Here is a 20,496-nt window from a genome sequence, read left to right as displayed (position 1 = left end):
AAAAAAACACTATTAAATTATAATAGTGTTGTCTTGTATCCTGTTTGTCTTAAACAAAACATGAAATCATCTTCCTTATCACAAATGCAATAAATTCGAATAGTTGAACCTTCTGCCTTCTTAAAAATTGGTTTAAAACTTTTTGGCAATGTGGTATAAAACTCTTCTAAGTTAGTTACTGCATACTTATGGTCTATTTCTACTGTAACCAACACAACAAATTCGTTTCCTTTTAATTCTATTGGTAATTTCATCTTTTTCTTATTTTATCAGTTATTGAAGCAATTTATAAAAAAAAACGTCACATTTTCACTACTCTTAAAAATATTTTATAGGGAGAATACGTTTTTTAAAGAAATGAAATAGTCACAAAGTGCACTTTTTTGTCGTTTATTAATTACAATCAATAAATTTTATAGACTTATCAACATCATTTTGTGGAAAAATAATTTACTTTTGCGACAAATAACTCAAGTAAGCATATATAACAACTTAGAAAATGCAAAACATTCCTAGTGTTGACTTACGTGATTTCCTATCGGATGACCCGGTACGTAAACAAAAGTTTGTAAATGAAATCGGAAAAGCCTACGAAGAAATTGGATTCGTAGCATTAAAAGGACACTTTTTAGATGATCAATTAGTTGAAAATCTATACACAGAGGTTCGTAACTTTTTTAATCTTCCTTTGGAGACTAAAGAACAGTATGAAATTCCTGGCATTGGAGGACAAAGAGGTTATGTAGCCTTTGGAAAAGAAAGTGCAAAGGGAAGAACTGAAGGAGATTTAAAAGAATTCTGGCACTTTGGTCAGTATGTTGACAATGATCCGAAATTAGAGGAAACTTACCCAGCTAACGTTGAAGTAAAAGAACTTCCTAATTTCAATTCTATTGGTAAAGAAACATACCAAATGCTTGAAAAAACTGGTGTTTATGTATTAAGAGCTTTAGCTCTATTCTTAGACTTAGATGAGTTCTACTTTGACAAGTTTGTTAAAAACGGAAACAGTATTCTAAGACCTATCCACTACCCACCTATTGTAAATGAACCTAAAAATGCAGTGCGTGCAGCAGCACACGGTGACATTAACTTGATCACTCTATTAATGGGAGCTCAAGGTAGAGGTTTACAAGTACAAAACCACGATGGGCAATGGATTGATGCAATCGCTGCTGAAGATGAATTAGTAATCAATGTTGGGGATATGTTATCAAGACATTCTAACAACAGATTGAAATCTACTATTCACCAAGTAGTTAACCCACCAAAAGAATTATGGGGTACTTCAAGATACTCAATCCCTTTCTTTATGCACCCAGTGAGCGATATGCCATTGAACTGTTTAGAGAACTGTATTGATGACAACAACCCTAAATTGTATGACGATATTACATCAGGAGAATTTCTACACCAAAGACTTGTAGAATTAGGATTGATCAAATAATCAAACAAACAATAATAAGACTCATAAGAGGAAGTATTTATTTACTTCCTCTTTGTTTTTAATCACATAGTAATTCTACTATTGTATTCCTTTTTTATATCGTTTTTAGGACATTTGTCTTTTTAAACCTTTACTTATTTCGTATCTTTGATAGTAATCAGATATTAACAACTCTATATTTATACTAATATTATCTATGAGCAAAAAAATGAATAGCTTGGAAGACTTAGGAGGCTTTGTCTTTTCTACCAATAAAGATTTTGAATTTGAACAAGAAGAAAGTGTTGAAACACTTAATAATAAAGATCAAAGACTTGAAGCTCATTTAGATAAAAAAAATAGAGGTGGTAAAATAGCCACTATAATTAAAGGCTTTGAAGGGTCTGATGACGATTTAAAAACTTTAGCTAAAAAACTTAAAACCTTATGTGGTGTTGGAGGAAGTGCTAAAGATGGAGAGATTATCATTCAAGGTAATTTCAGAGATAAAATAATGGAATACTTAATTAAAGAAGGCTACAAAGTTAAACGTGTAGGCTCATAATCAAAATAATAGATCATGAAGATAAAATCATCTGAATTAATACTTAATCCTGACGGAAGTATTTATCACTTAAACTTAAGACCTGAAAATATTGCTACTGATATCATCTTTGTTGGTGACCAATATCGTGTAGATCGTATTACTAAACACTTTGATAATATTGAATTCTCTACACAAAAAAGAGAGTTTAAAACAACAACAGGTACGTATAAAGGTAAAAGACTTTCTGTAATCTCTACTGGTATCGGTCCTGATAATATTGATATTGCAATCAACGAAATTGATGCATTATTCAATATTGACTTTGAAACAAGAGAAATCAAAAAAGAACTTACTTCAGTAAATATTGTTCGTATTGGTACTTCTGGATCACTTCAAGCTGATATCCCTGTTAATAGTTTTGTATTATCTCAATATGGTTTAGGTCTTGATAACCTAATGCGTTCTTACGTTATTGACGAAATCATCAACGTTCCAATGGAGGATGCTTTTATCGAGCACACTAATTGGGATTTAAGAAAAGGACGTCCTTACTTTGTACAAAACAGTCCTGAATTAGAGGCTAAATTAGCATCTGACCTTACTTACACAGGTATTACTGGTACTGCTGGCGGATTCTATGGTCCTCAAGGACGTGTATTGCGTTTAGCTATTCAAGATCCTGAATTAAACCACAAAATTGACAACTTTAAGTTCGAAAATTACAGAGTTACTAACTTTGAAATGGAAACTTCTGCTATTTATGGTTTATGTAAGTTATTAGGACACCATGCGGTTTCTTTAAATACAATTATTGCAAATAGAGCTAATGGTACTTTCTCAGAAGATCCTTATGCTGCAGTTGATAAATTGATCATTTATACATTAGATAAGTTAGCTCAATAGTTTTAGGGCTCCATCAAATATTATTATAGAAAAGCTACATTGTAAAAATGTAGCTTTTTTTATTTCATTATATACCATCACTTCAATCTAATTTAGATTCTATCTCTACATTTTTTAATTAAAAAATGTACACAAAAGAGTATAAACACTTCATTTTCTATTATTTCAGCTTCCTTTTTTAGGTAAAAACAATCCATTCACAGACTTTCTTATATAACATTTTTCAATGCTCTCCTCTCTCTTACTCCTTTATATATAAAGCATACAGCTAAAAACCCCCTTTACTCTTGCCTAATGCTTCTAAGACAATTCTCCGACAATAGTGGGACATTCCTTCGAGAATAGTGGGCTGAAAGCCATTTTATCAAACAACTCTCAGAAAAACCTCGAAGGATTGTGCTATAACTCCACTTATATAGCTCTCAAAAATATTTGCCAAATTAATTACTGAACTTTTATTTACACTTTATATCTTCCTTAGTCTGGAATTTCTACCAGTAATTCCACAAGTTTAATTACTATTAAATATTTTTCAAAAACCAAGTCCCAACAACGACATAATAACGTCACTTTTTGACTAAAAAATGAATATTATAGGTTACAAGTCCCGTTTTAAGGCTTTTTTTTGCGAATCTATCAATCATTCCCTCCTAAAGGTTTGAATTAAATTCAGTGAAAAATACAAAACATAAAACTTTAGTTTTGCTATCTTAATTTTAACAGCATAAATAGAATTGAATATGGTAAATACTACTAATTAATACATAAATTATGTAAGACTCTTTTTTATTTGATTGTTTGATATAAATATCCTTAAATTTAAGGTGCTTAAAATTTTTATTTGAAATGACGAAAGAAGACTCGAGATTAGAGAGAATAAAATTCGCTCCGTATAGAGAACGAATTATTTCTGCAGAAGAAGCAGCTCTCCTAATTCATGATCAAGCTGTAGTTGGAGCTAGTGGCTTTACTAAAGCCGGTGATAGTAAATCTGTTTTACCAGCATTTGCTCAACGTGCAGCTGAAGAAAATGTTGCAATTACTTTAATTACTGGTGCATCATTAGGACAAACAACTGATGCTGATTTAGCAACTAATAATGCTCTAATTCGTAGAATGCCTTTTCAAGCTGATGCTGTTTTAAGAAAGTCTATTAATAGTGGACAGGTTAAATACATCGATCAGCACTTGAGTGAAACAATAGAACAGTTACAAGAAAAACATATACCACAAGTAGACGTCGCTATTATCGAGGCTACTTATATTAATGAAGATGGTTTTATTATTCCTACTACTTCTATTGGAAACTCAGCGTACTTTGCAAGTGTTGCAAAGAAAATTATCATTGAGGTAAACTCTGCTATTCCATTGAGTATTGAGGGTATCCACGACAACTGTGTGCCTATTAAACAACCTCGTAGAGAGATTATCCCTATTCACAATTGTGAAGATAGAATTGGAGAAACTTTCATTCGTTTAAACCCTGATAATGTGGTTGGTATTGTATTTTCAAGTATTGAAGATACTCCTGCTCTATTGCCAGAACCAGACGTTAAAACTTCTGCCATTTCTGGTCACTTATTAAAGTTCTTCGAAGAAGAAGTGAAAAAAGGAAAGCTAACACATTCTCTACTTCCACTTCAAGCTGGTATTGGTAAAGTAGCTAATGCTGTTTTAACTGGATTTATTGATGGTCCTTTTAAAGACCTTACAATGTACTCTGAAGTATTGCAAGACAGTACTTTTGATTTAATTGACTCAGGTAAAATGGTATTCGCTTCAGGTTCGTCTATTACAGTAACAGAAGAATGCTATGAAAGATTAATCAAGAACTTTGACCAATATAAAGACAAACTTGTTTTAAGACCACAAAACATCAGTAATGCTCCTGAGGTAATCCGTAGATTGGGGATTATTGCAATTAACACAGCTATTGAATTTGATATTTACGGTAACGTAAACTCTACTCATATTGGTGGTAGTAAAATGATGAACGGTATTGGTGGTTCTGGAGATTTCGCAAGAAATGCTTATTTAAGTATCTTCGTTACACAAGCTGCTTCTAAAGAAAACAACGTTATATCTCACGTGTTACCAATGGTTTCACATACAGACCATACAGAACATGATGTTGATATCTTAGTTACAGACCAAGGTTTAGCAGACTTAAGAGGTTTGTCGCCAAGAGAACGCGCCGAAGTTATTATAGAAAACTGTGCTCATCCTGATTACAAGGCTGAACTAAGAGATTACTTTGAAAGAGCAAAACTTAACCAAGGACATACTCCTCACATTTTAGAAGAAGCTTTCAAATTCCACATTAGATTTAAAGATAAAGGTTCTATGAAACCTGAATAAAACACCAAAAATCTCTACTGTTTTCTATAGTAGAGATTTTTTTATTTCTACCCATTTTATTCGCCAAAGCATTATGCATTTTACTATCTTAGCAGTAAAATGTATAAGTAAAAATGAAAAAAGTAAATATTGTAGGAGTGCCAGAACATTTTAATCTTCCTTGGCACTTATGTATTGAAAACGGGGAATTTAATGAACTTGGAATTGATTTACATTGGCAAGATATTCCTGAAGGAACAGGTAAAATGTGTCAAATGCTCCGCAATGAGGAAACTGATTTAGCTGTCATTCTGACTGAAGGGATTATCAAAGATATAATTGATGGTAACAACTCTACAATTATTCAAGAATATGTGGCTTCTCCTCTACTTTGGGGGATACATGTTGCAGAAAACTCACCGTATACCAAAATAGAAGACCTAAAAGGAAAGAAAATTGCCATAAGTCGCTTCGGCTCAGGCTCTCATCTTATGGCTATCGTTCACGCTAAACTGATGAATTGGGATATCAATAGTTTAGAGTTTGTCATTGTAAACAATATAGATAATGCTGTGGTTGCACTTACTAATGGTGAGGCTGATTACTTTATGTGGGAACATTTTATGACTAAACCATTAGTTGACCAGAAAATTTTTAGACGTTTAGGTGACTGCCCTACTCCCTGGCCTTCTTTTGTTGTAGTTGCAACTAAAACGTTTGCATCAAAAAACAAACGTTTAATAGACAACTTATTGGAATGTATAAATATGACTACAAGTGAATTTAAACATATTCCAAGTATTGACAGAACTTTAGCAACTAAGTTTAATCTACAAATTGAAGATATCAAAGAATGGTTAATGATAACTAAATGGTCTCAAAAACAGCTTTCAGAGAAAAATTTTGACAAAGTTCAAACTCAATTGAAAGAATTAAACCTTATTCCACATACTACAGATTACAAAAAAGTCGTTCTATAATAGAGCAAATATAAAATGACGCATAATCAAGAATTGAATAACTCCTCAAAAAAGAAATGGTATATGTACCTAAGGCTTCCGAAGCCTTGGGATAATATTGTTATACTTATTCTTAACGTCTTGATTACGATTCCTATCTTTATAATTGCACATCAAAACTTAATTGATCCAGACTGGCAATATCATATTGACCGTGTTGTCCTATTTATCGCTATTGTAGCCGTATTACAATTTTTGCTACAAAAAATGAAAACAGTTTTATTTATTCTTATTTTCATTTATTTAGGAGCTTTAATTTATGGATCGTTATTTGGAGGCTATGGATATAATTCCGTTTATGAAGATTACAGAGCAATGATATTTTCAATGGCAGAAAATCCTTCTCCACAAGATATTATTATCTCCAAACTACTCCCTTTTCCTAATAAGAGTAAGGTTATAAGTGCTATTGAATACGATAAACCAGAAGTAAGAAACTTTGCTTTAGCTACTACAAGAAAGCATTTTACAAATGTGCCAAATGCTTATCAATATCGTCAAATTATTCAATCAATGGCTATATTTAAAGAGGTTAGATCACGATGGAACTATGTAAATGATCCAAAAGGTAGAGAATATATTGCTACGGCTTCTGAATCATTGCAACACTTCTCAGGCGATTGTGACGACTACTCAATTTTAATGGCAGCATTAATTAGAGCAATTGGCGGAACTCCAAGATTAATACATACTAAAGAACATATGTATCCTGAAATGTTGATTCCTAATAAAGGAGATTTAGAACAAGTGATATATCTAATTAAGCAGGAACTATTCAAAGAAGAAAGTAAAGGAAAAGAAATTCATTATCACATAGACGAACGTGGACAAATCTGGCTAAATTTAGATTACACAGCAAGATATCCTGGAGGCCCATTTATGTCTGAAGAAATATTAGGACAACTAACTTTAAATTAATTTATAATATGCTAATCACAAATACAACTCCACTTATAATCGGTTCTATCTATGGCGCTCTTGCTATCATATTTGGAGCATTTGGAGCACACGCTCTAAAAAAACATATGAATAAGGACCAGCTTGAAAGTTTTGAAGTAGGCGTAAAATATCAAATGTATCATGCTATTCTTCTATTGATTCTTGGTTTAATGCCGAATGCCGAAATTATACGACACGCAAGTAATATAATCAGTATTGGGGTTTTACTTTTTTCTTTCAGTATTTACGGACTAACATTGAGTGGAACTTTTGGAAAAAAAATTAAAATATTAGGTCCTATCACTCCAATTGGTGGACTTTGTATGGTCATTGGATGGTTAATGTTATTATACTATTTCATCACTCTATAAGTCTTTAAAACTAAAACAAGTACAACTTCTACTATTTTCAGTATATTTGTTAAAAAGTAGAACATACTTTATATTAAAAACCCTATAAAATAATTATAATTAAATGAAAAAAGTATTTACATTACTTGGAGCTGCTACAATTCTGGCTTCTTGTGGAGATTCTAATTCATACACAATAAACGGTGATGCGAATGGAATTAATGACGGAACAAAAGTTTATATTGAAAAAATAGACGTTACAACAGGTATGCCAATAAAGGTAGATTCTACTGAAGTGAAAAACAACGCTTTCGCTTTTAAAGGAAAAGCCGATAATATTGAGCAAAGCTTTATAACATTCTCTGAACAAGAAGGTAGAGTTCCATTTATACTTGAAAAAGGAAATATAGCTTTTACTTATAATTTAGAAGATATTACTAAAAGTGGAGCAACAGGAACAAAAAATAATGATGAGTTTTCAGCTTTTTCTAAAAAAGCAGAAGAACTAAACAAAAACATTATTCAATATCAAGCTGACAATCAAATTGCTTTTATGCAAGCTAAAGAAAAAGAAGATAGAGAAGCTGCAGAAGGTATCATCAATGGTTTTATGAAATTAGCTGAGAAGTTAGAAGATTATACAGATGAGTATATCGATCAGAACCCTAATTCTTACACTACACTAACTATATTAGCTCAGAATGCTTCTTCTGGGGTTTTTCAAAAAGAAGAATTAATTGAAAAATACAATAAGTTTGATAAAGCATTACAAGAAACAACTATCGGTAAAGCATTCAAAGTTATGTTAGATGAAATGCCTGACGCTAAAATTAAAATAGGAGACAAAGCACCTGACTTTTCTGCTAAAAGTCCTGAAGGAAATACAATTTCTTTAAAAGAAAGTCTTGGTAAAGTTACAATCATAGACTTCTGGGCTTCTTGGTGTGGTCCTTGTAGAGCTGAAAATCCAAAAGTTGTAGCAATTTATAATCAATATCACGATAAGGGTTTAAACATTATTGGAGTGTCTTTAGATAAAGATAAAGACAAATGGATTGAAGCTATTGCTAAAGATAAATTAGCTTGGAATCATATTTCAAACTTAATGTTTTGGCAAGACCCTATCGCTCAAGAATATGAAATTAAAGCTATCCCTGCTACTTTTATCTTAGATGAAAATGGTGTAGTAGTAGCTAAAAACCTAAGAGGTAAAAAATTAGAAGCTAAAATTCAAGAATTATTAAAATAATTAATTTTGAATATAATATAAAAAGGACGAATGGTTTAAAGCTAAAACTACTCGTCCTTTTTTTATTATATTTAGTGAGTTAAAAATCAAAATAACTTTTTTAAAACAATGAAATATACTTTATCTATTCTAATGGCTTTACTTCTTATGAGTTTTACACCAAAAGAGAAGAATTATAAAATTATAGGACAAACAACAAATGTAAAAGAAGGAGAAATGGTTTACCTAAAAGTACTTGACTCCAATACACATCAATTTATTTCTCTTGACTCTACTCCTATTCATAAAGAAAAATTTGAATTTAAAGGAAAGTCAGAAAGGCCTTTATATAGTATGATTATGCTTTCTGAAGATATAAATGACATAATCATTTTAGAAGAAGGCACAATCAATGTTAAGCTAAACACCAACAAATTAGACTCTAACAGCGTCTTAGGTACTAAAAATAACGATGAATTAAGTAACTTTTATATCAAAGTTAAAAAGTACCAAAAAGAAGCAAAAGAATATCAAGATAAAAATCAAGATGCTTTAACTTCTGCTATTAAAGATAATGACACTATTACTTTAAGAAGATTATCTAATGAGTTTAAAGGATATGTTGAAAATATCAATAATGCAATAACTTATCAAGTCAATACAAACCCTAAGTCAATGACAAGTGCTATTGTAATTTATCAACGTCTACAAAATAATAATATTGAAATACAAGAAGCGACAGCATTCTACAACAACCTTAATGAAGATATTAAAGCTACAAATCTCGGAGAAGCTATAAAACATATTCTTGAAAAGCAACAATCATCCAAAATGGTAATTGGCAGTAAAATGCCTAACCTGGAGGGATGGAATCAAGATAATGAAAAAATCACTTTATATGATACTTCAGCAAAAGCTACAATTGTACATTTTTGGGCTCCTTGGTGCTCTTCTTGTCACGAAACATTACCTAAAGTAAAAGAGCTAAATAATAATTTTAAAAATAAAGGTCTAAAAATCTTTAGTGTTGGCTTAACAGAAGACAAAATTGATTGGAAAAACACTATAAGTAAAGAAAACCTATCATGGTCACATATTCTTGATACTCAAGATTATGCTTCTAAATTTGGTATTCGTTCTATTCCTACAATTTATGTTTTAGATCAAAACGGAGTTATTATCGAAACAAATCATTTAGAAAAGAACTTGAATAGTATAATAGAAGATTTAATAAAAAAATAATTGATTATTTTAATGTAAACTCCTTTTCAAAAACATAAAAAGGAGTTTTTTTATTATAATAAACTATGTAATTATATTAAAAACCATCTAACTAAAAATCAACACTATAGATTTAAAATAATATACAATTTAACCATTGCTTTCTTGAAATTAATAAGAGTCTATTACTTCTATAAAAGTCACCCTATCTTTAAATAGTAAAATAATTAAGGTGTTTTGTAACAAAATGATAAAACTTCCGTCCAATAGCATATGAACAAAAAATTTGAAACAGAATTTGTAACCTTATTGGATAAGAACCAAAATCTTATCCATAAAGTTTGTCGCCTATATACAGTTGACGAAGCTTCTCACAAGGATTTGTTTCAAGAAATTTCTATTCAATTATGGAACGCATATCCCAAATTTAGAGGAGACTCAAAATTTACTACTTGGGCTTATCGCGTAGCATTAAATACTGCCATTTCTTTATATCGAAAGAAAAAACGCGATATAAATACTATTCCATTTGACACAGCAAACTATAAATTTGAGTATTCAGAATACAATTATCAAGAAGAAGAACAACTCAAATCATTGTATAAAGCCTTACATCAGCTTAATGACATTGAAAAAGCTTTAGTTTTCATGTATCTCGAAGACAAAAACTATGAAGAAATAGCTGAAACACTCGGTATTAGTGAAGTAAATGCGAGAGTTAAAATGAATAGAATTAAATCAAAATTGAAAAAAATATTAAATCCATAGAAGCTATACGAATATGAAGGAGTTAGATTTATTGAAAAAACACTGGAATGAAAACCAGAATTTTCCAAAAATATCAGTTCAAGAAATACACAAAATGATACACAAAAAATCTTCATCTATAGTGATGTGGATATTTGTCATTAGTATAGTTGAGTTTATATGCTTAAACCTACTTAGTGTTTTTTATTTTGATTCTGAAGCAGAAAACAAGCAAGAAACAGGCCCTGTTTTCAATTTTTTAATTGAATACATTGATTATATATCGGTAATTACGTCAGTCTTTTTTATCATATTATTCTATCTGAATTATCGTAAAATATGTGTTGCCGATTCTACCAAAAAACTAATGACACATATTTTAAAAACCAAGCAGACAGTAAACTACTACATCTACACAAACCTTGGTATCTTAACAATTGCATTCTTAATTACAATTATTGATATACTTACAACTGATTTAAAATACAGCTCTAATATAACACTGACTATTGTTTTTATGGGTATCATTCTTTTTATATGTGCTACTTTCATATGCATCGTATGGCTTTATTATAAAGTGATTTACGGCTTCTTAATAAAGAAGTTAATGAAGAACTATAAAGAGCTGGAAAAAATAGAATACGAATAAAGACATTTTGCCTTATTTTATTTAACTTACAGCAAAATAAACTAACAATGACAATCACACAATTAATATATGTTTTAGCTGTTGCAGAACACAAAAACTTTACCTTGGCAGCAGAAAAAACTTTTGTTACTCAGCCAACGTTGAGTATGCAAATACAAAAATTAGAAGAAGAATTAGAAATTCAAATATTTGATCGTACAACTAAACCTATACAAGCTACTGCTATTGGACAAATCATTATTGAACAAGCACAGAAGATTGTTGATGAATCAGATAGAATTAAAGACTTAATAGATCAAGAAAAGGGATTTATTGGAGGAGAGTTTAAATTAGGAATAATACCGACTGTAGCTCCTACTTTATTGCCAATGTTCTTAAAAACATTTTTAAGTAAACACGATAAAGTAAACTTAATTATAGAAGAATATACAACAGAAGAGATAATTCAAAAATTAAGAACGGGTTATTTAGATGCTGCAATTGTAGCTACACCATTAATAGAGTCGGATATTAAAGAGCGTGTATTATACTATGAGCCATTTGTAGGATATATTCCACCAATGTTTCGTCAGAATATTGGCAAGGAACTAACAGCCGATACACTTGATTTGAAAAAGCTTTTATTACTTCAAGACGGGCATTGTTTTAGAGATGGGATAATCAATATTTGCAATAATAAAATTGAAACTGAGTCTCGCAATTTTAAACTACAAAGTGGAAGTTTTGAAACATTAATAAACTTATCAAAAGAAGGTTTAGGCTACACCTTACTACCTTACTTACATACTTTAAGTCTTAACAATGATGATCAAGCTAATTTAGTTCAGTTTACAGACCCTAAACCAGCAAGAGAAATTAGTTTAATATATACTAAAAATGAACTAAAAAAACAGATTAGTGATGCCTTATTTGATGTAATACAAAGTATTATACGAGGAGCAATTGCTTTTCAAGATGTCAAAATCATTAGTCCCAAAAAATCAAAGTAACTATATCTATCAATAGTTACTATTCCTAAAATAAAGATACAGGATTAATAGTATAAAAAAAGGGAAGCTATATATAGCTTCCCTTTTTTTATATTTATCAATAAGGATTAATTCTCATCCTCATTTTCTTTAACTACCAATCTAAATCCTTCACCGTGAATGTTAAGAATTTCAACTGTTTCGTCTTGTTTTAAGTATTTTCTCAATTTAGCAATGTAAACGTCCATACTACGAGATGTAAAATAGTTGTCATCTCTCCAGATTTTTGTTAATGCAACTTCACGAGGCATTAAATCATTCTCATAAATTGCTAACATTTTCAATAATTCATTTTCTTTTGGAGAAAGTTTGATTGGCTCGTCATTCTCAAAAGTTAAAAATCTCAATTTTGAATTTAAATGAAACTTACCGATTTGAAATTCAAATTTAGTATTGTCTGTTTTAACTTCAGATGATTTTCTATGAATAATTGCTTTGATTTTCATCAACAATACTTCTGAATCAAAAGGCTTGTTTAAGTAATCATCCGCACCTACTTTATATCCTTTTAGTACGTCTTCTTTCATTGCTTTTGCAGTTAAGAAAATGATTGGCACCTCTTTGTTTTTATCACGGATTTCCTTGGCTAGAGTAAATCCATCTTTATAAGGCATCATCACATCTAAAATGCAAAGATCAAAAGAATCTCTTTTAAATTTTTCAAATCCCTCCATACCATTTTTGGCAAGAGTTACTTCGAAATCGTTTATGGCTAAATAATCTTTTAAGATTGCTCCAAAATTGGGATCATCTTCTACTAATAAAATTTTTTTGTTGTTTGTTGTTTCCATATATCAATTAATTTATTAATGGCATTTTAATTATAAAGGTACTTCCTTTACCTTTTTCACTTTCCACATATACTTGTGAATTGTGAACTTCGACTATTTGCTGAACATAAGCTAATCCTAAACCATGTCCTTTAACGTTGTGCAAATCTCCTGTGTGCTCTCTATAGAACTTGTCAAAGATACGCTTTTGAGCTTGTTTACTCATTCCTACACCATTATCTTTTATCTTAATAAGGATGTACTCTTTAACATTTTCCGTATAAACATCAATAACAGGAATATCTGCTGAATACTTAATTGCATTATCCAAGATATTTACAATAACACTTGTAAAATGGAAGTCATTTCCTAATACATCACTACGTCTGGCATCTAAGTGAAGATTTATCTCCCCTCCTCTATCTTGAATAATTAGACTAACATGTTCTACTGCATCTTCTATAATCTCATGAACATCCATAGCCTCTTTGTCAACGTCAAACTCTCTACGTTCAAGTTTTGAAATACGCAGCACATTTTCAACTTGTGCATGCATACGCTTATTTTCATCACGAATCATTTGCAGATAGCGGTCTACTTTCTCTGGATCATTTATAACCTTTGGATTTTTTATTGCATCTAAGGCTAAATTTATAGTAGCAATAGGTGTTTTAAATTCATGGGTCATATTATTGATAAAGTCTGTTTTTATCTCAGAAATTTGCTTTTGTTTGATCAACTGATTTATTGCATTTAAATAAGCTGCGATAATTACAATTGTAAACAAAATAGATAAAAATGTAATTCCTATTAATGAAGAGAATAAATATTTACTCTTTTCAGGAAAAGTAATATACAATTGATACTTACTCTTATTTTCATTATCTACCAAAACCGGAACTCCATAAGTAGAATCATCTTCATACTCAAATTCATCCGATTTAATTTTAGTAGCCAATCCTCTATTGTAAACTCCGAATTCAAATTTAGCATTAACTCCGTATTGTTTTAACTCTTTTTCAAGAAGTTCTTTCAATTTGGCTTTAGAGATACGCTCATCTACACTTCTTAAAGCTACAATATCTTTAAAATAAATATCAAACTGTGCTTTATCTAATACATCCAGATCTCCTGTCTTCTCAATAACCTCATCAGGATAATTCTGCTTTAAATTATTCCTATCAAAGTCATCTCCTTTATAGATCTCTGTCTTTCTTTTAGATACAAAGTTTTTGACTTTTAAACTATCTGACTTTTTATCAAAGAACGAACTCTTTATATTATAGTCTTCTAAAACTAAAATATTAGAGTAAACTATTTGCTCATTGGTCATTGGGTTTCTTTCTACCACATAGTATTGTTTCAACTCATTTTGCTTAGGTGGCGTACCTATACTATCTCTAAGTTGATTATACATTCGGTAAAATTCTGTAGCTTCATCCTGTTGTAGTGTATTTGCTACGTTACCTATCACTTGTTGTACGTGGTATTTGAACTGCTCTTCATTATTCTTATAAGAGCTAATAATCCAATATAACTGAACAATGATTATTCCTATTAGAGAAAAACTCATTATTCCCACTAAAAGCCGAAATCTGACTTTACTCATTCTTATTTCAAAATTAACATTAAAAAATCACTTTAAATACTTGTTAACACAATATTAACCATTAAATTTCTTTAAATTTTACAATTAATATCTTCAATTATCATTTTAACCTCTTTTTTTACTTGTTCTTTACTAATATTCGCAATTACGTAATCACTTTTAAGAACTTTTAATGAATCCTTCATTTGATTTGCCATAATTGCTTGTACATTTTGTGAAGAAACACCATCTCTTTTAACTACTCTGGCTATTCGAACCTCTTCAGGAGCAGTAACTAACACTACAAAATCACATTCTTTGTCTAATCCTTGCTCAAAAAGAATAGCGCTTTCTTTAATTATAAACTTAAAATCTTTGTGTACTTCTAACCAGTCTATAAAATCTTTTCTTACTTCAGGATGAATTACTCCGTTTAACTTTTCAAGAAGTTCTTTATTATTAAAAACTATACTCCTTAATTTTTTTCGGTCTATTACTCCACTATCTGTTATATCCTCTTCAAACAATGCTTGAACTGCTAAAACAATATCTGACCTATCCATAATTGCTTTTGCTCTTTCATCTGCAATATAAATTGGAACTCCTTCTGCTTCAAACATTTTTGCTACAGTAGTTTTTCCGCTACCTATACCTCCAGTCAATCCTACTACTAATGCCATATTTTAATCCTTTATTTAAAAAACATTTCAGGTAATCCCTCTTCTGCTTTTTTACGTAAGACAAATAATATATAATTTGATTTAACAAATCCCGTACCATACCCTACAAATTGTAAAAAAGTTGCTATAATTGCAAAAAAAGCTATTTTAAAACTCTTTTCTTTCACAAGACAACTCAAAAATATCAATAAAAAGTATATAATATACAAGCCGATTAGATAAATACCTTTGAATAACAATAATACACTAAGTGCAAGTCCTCCTATAAATAAAATAGGAAACCAATAGGTCAACTTTGCATAGGATGGATATCGCTGATTTAAAATAGGGCGTGCTTTCCCAAACTTATTAACTTGTGTATAAAACTTATCCCAATCTATTCTGCGTTTGTGATATACATATGCTTTTGAAAACAATTGTGTGTCAAATCCTAATTCCCACAAGCGGATTGTCAAGTCTGGATCTTCTCCTGGATGTACTTTTCCATATCCTCCAGATGCTAAAAAAGCTTTCTTAGAAATTCCCATATTAAAACTACGGGGTTGGAACTTCCCTATACGTTCACTTGCACCACGTATTCCTCCAGTTGTTAATACGGAAGTCATTGAAAAATTTATTGCTTTTTGCACATCGCTAAAACTGTCTAAAGCAGCATCTGGTCCTCCAAAACAATCCACATACTCCTCTTGTAAATAACTATCAACTACAGTTAAATATTGCTTTGGAATAATACAATCTGAGTCTAAAACAATAAAATATTCTCCTTTTGCTCTACTCATTCCGTAATTTCTTGAATCACCAGGACCTGAATTGCTCTTATAGAAATAAGAGATAGTTAATCTATCTTCATATTTCTTCACTATTTCACGGGAATCAATTTTTGAACCATCTTCAATCACCACCACCTCAAATTCCTTAGTATAAGTTTGTTGAGTCAAACTCTCTAATAGCTCATCAATCTCGTCTGGACGATTATATACCGGAATAATAAAAGAAAAATACATTTATAAAGTTTTTATAATACTTTGACAAAAATATCGTTAAGTATTGTAATAAGAAAATACATCACTATATTTATCAATACTATTTAAAAATTCAAATATACTTTATGTTTAAAAGGCATCCTAACCTTTAAACAGCAAAGTATCTCAAAATGATTTCTATGAATAAAATTAATATACTGTGGGTTGATGATGAAGTTGATTTATTAAAGCCACACATCCTTTTTTTAGAAAAGAAAAACTACGCTGTTAGTACTTGTACTAACGGACAAGATGCAATTGAAATGTTTAAGGAACACGATTTTGATATCGTTTTCTTAGATGAAAATATGCCTGGACTTTCAGGTCTTGAAACATTAAATGAAATTAAAGCTATTAAAAACAATACACCTATCATAATGATCACAAAAAGTGAGGAAGAATACATTATGGAAGAGGCTATTGGTGCTAAAATATCAGATTATTTAATCAAACCTGTAAATCCTAACCAGATTCTACTTTCTTTAAAGAAGAACTTAGATGATTCAAGACTTATTTCTGAAAAATCATCTCTAAGTTACCAAAAAGAGTTTAGAAATATCTCTATGGACTTAATGCAAGCGCGTGATTATGAAGATTGGATCTCTATCTATAGAAAACTGTTGTATTGGGAACAAAAGCTGGAAAATATTGAAGATCAAAGTTTAATTTCAATCTTAGATACTCAAAAAGCTGAAGCCAATTCACTCTTCGGAAAGTTTGTTGAAAAAAATTATGAAGACTGGATTAATGATCCTGAAAACAGTCCAGTTTTTTCCCACCAAATATTTCGTAAATGGGTAGCTCCTGATTTAAAGAAAGAAGACTCTAAAATTCTGTTTGTTGTAATTGACAACTTAAGATATGACCAATGGAGAGCTTTTGAATCTGTCGTAACCAATCACTATAAAGTAGAATCAGAAAACAGCTTCTTCTCTATTCTACCAACGGCTACTCAATATTCACGTAATGCAATCTTCTCTGGTTTAACTCCTTTGCAGATGTCTGAGCAATTGCCTCAATATTGGAAAAATGATACAGATGAAGGCGGAAAGAACTTATTTGAGAATGAATTCTTACAAGCACAATTACAACGTTTGCGTTTAAATATTAAAAACGAATACTTCAAAATCACTAACCAACGTGAAGGTAAAAAACTTGTAGACAACTTTAAATCACTGAAAGACAATAAACTGATTACTATTGTTTACAACTTTGTAGATATGATTTCTCACGCAAAAACTGAAATGGAAGTAATTAAAGAGCTTGCGTCAAATGACAAAGCTTACCGTTCTTTAACTGTTAGTTGGTTTAAAAACTCTCCTCTTTTTGAGATGATTCAGCAAGCACAACAGTTAGGTTATAAACTTGTTATTACTACAGATCACGGTACTATCAACTGTAAAACACCTTCAAAAGTAATTGGTGATAAAAATACAAGTTTAAACCTACGTTACAAAACTGGCAAGAGCCTTACCTTTGAAAACAAAGATGTTTACCACGTAAAAGACCCTAAAAAAATACAATTACCAAACATTAATATCAGTAGTTCTTATATTTTTGCAAAAAATGATTACTTCTTAGCGTATCAGAATAATTTCAACTATTACGCTTCTTATTTTAAAAACACCTACCAACACGGAGGTATTTCATTAGAAGAAGTAATCGTACCATTTATTGTTTTAACACCTAAATCGTAAAGATGACTGAGATTGTATACTCGTTAAAAGATATCAAAGAAGTTGCTAAAAAAGTAATTGACAACTTACAACATAAAATTGTTTTATTCAATGCTCCTATGGGGGCTGGTAAAACAACATTAATTAAAGAATTAAGTGAGTATATTGGAGTTAAGGATATGACCAGTAGCCCTACCTTCTCTATTGTAAATGAATACAAGTCAGAGACTACAAACGAAAGAGTTTATCATTTTGACTTATATCGTTTAAATGATGAAGAAGAGGCTTATGATATGGGAATGGACGAATACCTTGATTCTAACAGCTGGTGCTTTATTGAATGGCCTGAGAAAACGCCAACAATAATACCAGACGAACACGCTGAAATTGAAATAGAAATATTAGAAAACGGCAACAGAAAACTTGTATTACGAAATAATTAAATACTGAAAAGACTATGGCGATGACAACTCCTTTTTCAAAGAAAGACCTTATACCTTTAGAAGAATGTCTAATGGTAGAACGCAAACGAAGTGATATGTTTATCGGAGTTCCTAAAGAGAACTTCACTACAGAGAAACGCATTTGTATTACCCCAGAGGCAGTGCAAACCTTAAGCACTTACGGACATCGTGTACTTATTGAAAAAGGGGCTGGAGAAGCCGCAAGTTATAGCGATTTAGAATACAGTAAAGCGGGTGCTGAATTAACAAGTGATCCTAAAAAGGTGTATAGCTGTCAGATTATTGTAAAAGTAGTACCTCCTACTCTTGATGAAATCAAGTTAATGGCTCCTTATACTGTAATTTGGTCCACTGTACAACTAAAAACGCTTAGCAAAGAGTATTTTGATGCATTATCAAAAAAGAAAATCTCCGCTATTGGTTTTGATTTTATTCACGACAAATATGGAGCATACCCTGCAATTAGTACACTTAGTGAAATAGCAGGTATATCTTCTATTCAAATTGCGGCCGAATTAATGACTACTACAAACAATGGTAAAGGCCTATTATTTGGTAATGTAACTGGTGTACTTCCTACAGAAGTAGTTATTTTAGGTTCTGGGTTAGTAGCTGAATACGCTGCTAAAACAGCATTAGGAATGGGAGCTAACGTCAAGGTATTTGACAACTCTATTCAAAAATTGCGCAGACTACAAAACAACCTTCCTCAACAAATCTCAACTTCTACTATTCAAGAAAAAATACTTCAAAAAGCATTAATGCGTTGTGATGTTGCTATCGGTGCCATAAGAGGTAAAAATAGAGCTCCTATCGTTGTTAGTGAAATAATGGTTGAAAATATGAAAAAAGGAGCTGTCATTATTGATGTTTCTATTGATTCTGGCGGATGTTTTGAAACCTCTGAATTAACAACGCACGAAAACCCTACGATAGTTAAGTCTGGTGTAATACACTACGGAGTTCCTAATATTACTTCTCGTTATAGTAAAACTGCTTCAATGGCTTTGAGCAATATCATTACTCCTATGCTAATTGAATACGCTGAAAATGGAGATTTAGATGGTGCTGTACATTCTGACTCTGTGTTGCAAACAGGAATTTATAGCTATAAAGGATTAATCACAAATCGCAATGTAGCAGAATGGTTCAATCTTGATTATAAAGACATACATCTATTCGCATTTTAAATTTTTTATAAATGATTAGTTTTCCATTGTTGAATTACTAATTTTGCACAAAACAAATTAAAAATGAAGTTTCCACAACGTTTAGCTTATTACTTATTTGGACTATTAATTGGTGCCATGTTTTTATTCTTCTTCTTTGGTGAAAAGAAAACAGACTTTTGTTACTTACCAAATTGTAGAGTTTTAAAAGATTTGAGAAGTAAACCTGTACTATATTCAAATGATGCAGAGGTAAAACTTACAGAAGGATGGGTTACTAAAGACGATATCCGTAAAACATTAATGTATGGGAAAGTTGACTTTTCTGAAAGTAAAGTTGAACTTGAAAAAGGTAAACTATACGTTATTTCTGGTAGAAACAGTGAAAATGAGCCTATTATAGTTAAGATGATTAACTATGAGAATAAAGTTAAGTTATACGACATTGAAAAAGTTTCAAAATAGTTACTAAAACATTTGTTACTTTAATCGGAAAGTCTATCTTTGCACTCCCTTAAAAAAACAAATAGGGGCGATTAGCTCAGTTGGTTCAGAGCACCTCGTTTACACCGAGGGGGTCGGGGGTTCGAATCCCTCATCGCCCACAAAAAAACTCTTGTATACGCAAGAGTTTTTTTGTTTTATATCACTTCCTATTTATTTCAAATCAGGTTCAAAACTTGGGAACAAGGTGAAAAGTGAATCAATCCTAAAAGTTGTCTTTATACATAAA

General features: G+C 30.9%; 21 protein-coding genes and 1 tRNA gene. 17 read left to right on the top strand and 5 right to left on the bottom strand.

Annotation, left to right across the window (positions count from 1 at the left end):
* Nucleotides 1-17 precede the first annotated feature (17 nt).
* The gene (locus AABL81_RS06915) at nucleotides 18-254 is read right to left on the bottom strand and encodes a hypothetical protein (RefSeq protein WP_090410308.1); all 237 of its coding nucleotides are present in this window, start codon (nucleotides 252-254) and stop codon (nucleotides 18-20) included.
* A 245-nt stretch (nucleotides 255-499) separates the two neighbouring features.
* On the opposite strand from AABL81_RS06915, the gene AABL81_RS06910 reads away from it, so the two are divergent.
* The 12 genes from AABL81_RS06910 (at nucleotide 500) to AABL81_RS06855 (ending at nucleotide 12,355) form a co-directional block, all read left to right on the top strand.
* Nucleotides 500-1,447, top strand: a complete 948-nt coding sequence (locus AABL81_RS06910) for an isopenicillin N synthase family dioxygenase (protein ID WP_158211012.1) — start codon at nucleotides 500-502, stop codon at nucleotides 1,445-1,447.
* A gap of 196 nt (nucleotides 1,448-1,643) precedes the next feature.
* A complete protein-coding gene (locus AABL81_RS06905; RefSeq protein WP_158211013.1) occupies nucleotides 1,644-1,991 on the top strand; it encodes a translation initiation factor in 348 nt (115 codons plus the stop codon).
* A gap of 15 nt (nucleotides 1,992-2,006) precedes the next feature.
* Nucleotides 2,007-2,876: a nucleoside phosphorylase gene (locus tag AABL81_RS06900; protein ID WP_158211014.1), complete on the top strand. Its 870-nt coding sequence runs from the start codon at nucleotides 2,007-2,009 to the stop codon at nucleotides 2,874-2,876.
* 846 nt (nucleotides 2,877-3,722) lie between these two features.
* Nucleotides 3,723-5,234 carry a succinate CoA transferase gene (locus tag AABL81_RS06895; RefSeq protein ID WP_158211015.1) on the top strand — a complete coding sequence of 504 codons (1,512 nt, stop codon included), beginning with the start codon at nucleotides 3,723-3,725 and terminating at the stop codon, nucleotides 5,232-5,234.
* Nucleotides 5,235-5,347: 113 nt separating this feature from the next.
* Complete coding sequence (locus tag AABL81_RS06890) at nucleotides 5,348-6,193, top strand: substrate-binding domain-containing protein (protein WP_341340661.1); 846 nt, start codon at nucleotides 5,348-5,350, stop codon at nucleotides 6,191-6,193.
* Nucleotides 6,194-6,208: 15 nt separating this feature from the next.
* Nucleotides 6,209-7,150 (top strand): transglutaminase-like domain-containing protein, encoded by a 942-nt coding sequence (locus tag AABL81_RS06885; RefSeq protein WP_158211017.1) that lies wholly within the window; start codon nucleotides 6,209-6,211, stop codon nucleotides 7,148-7,150.
* An 8-nt stretch (nucleotides 7,151-7,158) separates the two neighbouring features.
* Nucleotides 7,159-7,542 carry a DUF423 domain-containing protein gene (locus AABL81_RS06880; RefSeq protein ID WP_158211018.1) on the top strand — a complete coding sequence of 128 codons (384 nt, stop codon included), beginning with the start codon at nucleotides 7,159-7,161 and terminating at the stop codon, nucleotides 7,540-7,542.
* A 103-nt stretch (nucleotides 7,543-7,645) separates the two neighbouring features.
* Nucleotides 7,646-8,770, top strand: coding sequence for a TlpA disulfide reductase family protein (locus AABL81_RS06875; protein WP_158211019.1), 1,125 nt, complete (start codon nucleotides 7,646-7,648; stop codon nucleotides 8,768-8,770).
* A gap of 108 nt (nucleotides 8,771-8,878) precedes the next feature.
* The gene (locus tag AABL81_RS06870; RefSeq protein ID WP_341340660.1) at nucleotides 8,879-9,991 is read left to right on the top strand and encodes a TlpA disulfide reductase family protein; all 1,113 of its coding nucleotides are present in this window, start codon (nucleotides 8,879-8,881) and stop codon (nucleotides 9,989-9,991) included.
* Between the two features lie 252 nt (nucleotides 9,992-10,243).
* A complete protein-coding gene (locus AABL81_RS06865; protein WP_158211021.1) occupies nucleotides 10,244-10,738 on the top strand; it encodes an RNA polymerase sigma factor in 495 nt (164 codons plus the stop codon).
* Between the two features lie 13 nt (nucleotides 10,739-10,751).
* Nucleotides 10,752-11,366 carry a hypothetical protein gene (locus AABL81_RS06860; protein WP_158211022.1) on the top strand — a complete coding sequence of 205 codons (615 nt, stop codon included), beginning with the start codon at nucleotides 10,752-10,754 and terminating at the stop codon, nucleotides 11,364-11,366.
* Between the two features lie 47 nt (nucleotides 11,367-11,413).
* Entirely contained in the window at nucleotides 11,414-12,355 is a 942-nt protein-coding gene (locus AABL81_RS06855; protein ID WP_341340659.1) for a LysR family transcriptional regulator, read from the top strand.
* A gap of 107 nt (nucleotides 12,356-12,462) precedes the next feature.
* Here the strand turns inward: AABL81_RS06855 and AABL81_RS06850 are convergent, their stop codons facing one another.
* The 4 genes from AABL81_RS06850 to AABL81_RS06835 form a co-directional block, all read right to left on the bottom strand.
* The gene (locus AABL81_RS06850) at nucleotides 12,463-13,185 is read right to left on the bottom strand and encodes a response regulator transcription factor (protein WP_158211024.1); all 723 of its coding nucleotides are present in this window, start codon (nucleotides 13,183-13,185) and stop codon (nucleotides 12,463-12,465) included.
* A 7-nt stretch (nucleotides 13,186-13,192) separates the two neighbouring features.
* Nucleotides 13,193-14,773 carry a sensor histidine kinase gene (locus AABL81_RS06845; RefSeq protein WP_341340658.1) on the bottom strand — a complete coding sequence of 527 codons (1,581 nt, stop codon included), beginning with the start codon at nucleotides 14,771-14,773 and terminating at the stop codon, nucleotides 13,193-13,195.
* A gap of 71 nt (nucleotides 14,774-14,844) precedes the next feature.
* The gene (coaE, locus tag AABL81_RS06840; protein ID WP_158211026.1) at nucleotides 14,845-15,432 is read right to left on the bottom strand and encodes a dephospho-CoA kinase; all 588 of its coding nucleotides are present in this window, start codon (nucleotides 15,430-15,432) and stop codon (nucleotides 14,845-14,847) included.
* An 11-nt stretch (nucleotides 15,433-15,443) separates the two neighbouring features.
* On the bottom strand, nucleotides 15,444-16,436 hold the full coding sequence (locus AABL81_RS06835; RefSeq protein ID WP_341340657.1) for a glycosyltransferase: 993 nt from the start codon (nucleotides 16,434-16,436) through the stop codon (nucleotides 15,444-15,446).
* A gap of 158 nt (nucleotides 16,437-16,594) precedes the next feature.
* Between AABL81_RS06835 and porX the strand changes: the two genes are divergently transcribed.
* From porX to AABL81_RS06810, 5 genes are all read left to right on the top strand, one after another.
* A complete protein-coding gene (porX, locus tag AABL81_RS06830; protein WP_158211028.1) occupies nucleotides 16,595-18,151 on the top strand; it encodes a T9SS response regulator signal transducer PorX in 1,557 nt (518 codons plus the stop codon).
* A 2-nt stretch (nucleotides 18,152-18,153) separates the two neighbouring features.
* Nucleotides 18,154-18,573: a tRNA (adenosine(37)-N6)-threonylcarbamoyltransferase complex ATPase subunit type 1 TsaE gene (gene tsaE / locus AABL81_RS06825; protein ID WP_158211029.1), complete on the top strand. Its 420-nt coding sequence runs from the start codon at nucleotides 18,154-18,156 to the stop codon at nucleotides 18,571-18,573.
* A 14-nt stretch (nucleotides 18,574-18,587) separates the two neighbouring features.
* Nucleotides 18,588-19,784 (top strand): alanine dehydrogenase, encoded by a 1,197-nt coding sequence (locus tag AABL81_RS06820; RefSeq protein WP_341340656.1) that lies wholly within the window; start codon nucleotides 18,588-18,590, stop codon nucleotides 19,782-19,784.
* Between the two features lie 63 nt (nucleotides 19,785-19,847).
* Nucleotides 19,848-20,228 (top strand): DUF4258 domain-containing protein, encoded by a 381-nt coding sequence (locus AABL81_RS06815; protein WP_158211031.1) that lies wholly within the window; start codon nucleotides 19,848-19,850, stop codon nucleotides 20,226-20,228.
* 65 nt (nucleotides 20,229-20,293) lie between these two features.
* Nucleotides 20,294-20,368 (top strand) — tRNA-Val (locus AABL81_RS06810).
* Nucleotides 20,369-20,496: the final 128 nt, after the last annotated feature.

This window comes from Myroides sp. C1519, assembly GCF_038039755.1.
Classification (GTDB): Bacteria; Bacteroidota; Bacteroidia; order Flavobacteriales; family Flavobacteriaceae; genus Flavobacterium; species Flavobacterium phaeum_A.
This window is presented reverse-complemented; position numbering and strand designations above follow the sequence as displayed.

What these genes read in the sequence shown, in the direction of transcription:
- AABL81_RS06915 (WP_090410308.1), bottom strand. Translation starts at nt 254, where the DNA reads ATGAAATTACCAATAGAATTAAAAGGAAACGAATTTGTTGTGTTGGTT.
- AABL81_RS06910 (WP_158211012.1), top strand. Translation starts at nt 500, where the DNA reads ATGCAAAACATTCCTAGTGTTGACTTACGTGATTTCCTATCGGATGAC.
- AABL81_RS06905 (WP_158211013.1), top strand. Translation starts at nt 1,644, where the DNA reads ATGAGCAAAAAAATGAATAGCTTGGAAGACTTAGGAGGCTTTGTCTTT.
- AABL81_RS06900 (WP_158211014.1), top strand. Translation starts at nt 2,007, where the DNA reads ATGAAGATAAAATCATCTGAATTAATACTTAATCCTGACGGAAGTATT.
- AABL81_RS06895 (WP_158211015.1), top strand. Translation starts at nt 3,723, where the DNA reads ATGACGAAAGAAGACTCGAGATTAGAGAGAATAAAATTCGCTCCGTAT.
- AABL81_RS06890 (WP_341340661.1), top strand. Translation starts at nt 5,348, where the DNA reads ATGAAAAAAGTAAATATTGTAGGAGTGCCAGAACATTTTAATCTTCCT.
- AABL81_RS06885 (WP_158211017.1), top strand. Translation starts at nt 6,209, where the DNA reads ATGACGCATAATCAAGAATTGAATAACTCCTCAAAAAAGAAATGGTAT.
- AABL81_RS06880 (WP_158211018.1), top strand. Translation starts at nt 7,159, where the DNA reads ATGCTAATCACAAATACAACTCCACTTATAATCGGTTCTATCTATGGC.
- AABL81_RS06875 (WP_158211019.1), top strand. Translation starts at nt 7,646, where the DNA reads ATGAAAAAAGTATTTACATTACTTGGAGCTGCTACAATTCTGGCTTCT.
- AABL81_RS06870 (WP_341340660.1), top strand. Translation starts at nt 8,879, where the DNA reads ATGAAATATACTTTATCTATTCTAATGGCTTTACTTCTTATGAGTTTT.
- AABL81_RS06865 (WP_158211021.1), top strand. Translation starts at nt 10,244, where the DNA reads ATGAACAAAAAATTTGAAACAGAATTTGTAACCTTATTGGATAAGAAC.
- AABL81_RS06860 (WP_158211022.1), top strand. Translation starts at nt 10,752, where the DNA reads ATGAAGGAGTTAGATTTATTGAAAAAACACTGGAATGAAAACCAGAAT.
- AABL81_RS06855 (WP_341340659.1), top strand. Translation starts at nt 11,414, where the DNA reads ATGACAATCACACAATTAATATATGTTTTAGCTGTTGCAGAACACAAA.
- AABL81_RS06850 (WP_158211024.1), bottom strand. Translation starts at nt 13,185, where the DNA reads ATGGAAACAACAAACAACAAAAAAATTTTATTAGTAGAAGATGATCCC.
- AABL81_RS06845 (WP_341340658.1), bottom strand. Translation starts at nt 14,773, where the DNA reads ATGAGTAAAGTCAGATTTCGGCTTTTAGTGGGAATAATGAGTTTTTCT.
- coaE (WP_158211026.1), bottom strand. Translation starts at nt 15,432, where the DNA reads ATGGCATTAGTAGTAGGATTGACTGGAGGTATAGGTAGCGGAAAAACT.
- AABL81_RS06835 (WP_341340657.1), bottom strand. Translation starts at nt 16,436, where the DNA reads ATGTATTTTTCTTTTATTATTCCGGTATATAATCGTCCAGACGAGATT.
- porX (WP_158211028.1), top strand. Translation starts at nt 16,595, where the DNA reads ATGAATAAAATTAATATACTGTGGGTTGATGATGAAGTTGATTTATTA.
- tsaE (WP_158211029.1), top strand. Translation starts at nt 18,154, where the DNA reads ATGACTGAGATTGTATACTCGTTAAAAGATATCAAAGAAGTTGCTAAA.
- AABL81_RS06820 (WP_341340656.1), top strand. Translation starts at nt 18,588, where the DNA reads ATGGCGATGACAACTCCTTTTTCAAAGAAAGACCTTATACCTTTAGAA.
- AABL81_RS06815 (WP_158211031.1), top strand. Translation starts at nt 19,848, where the DNA reads ATGAAGTTTCCACAACGTTTAGCTTATTACTTATTTGGACTATTAATT.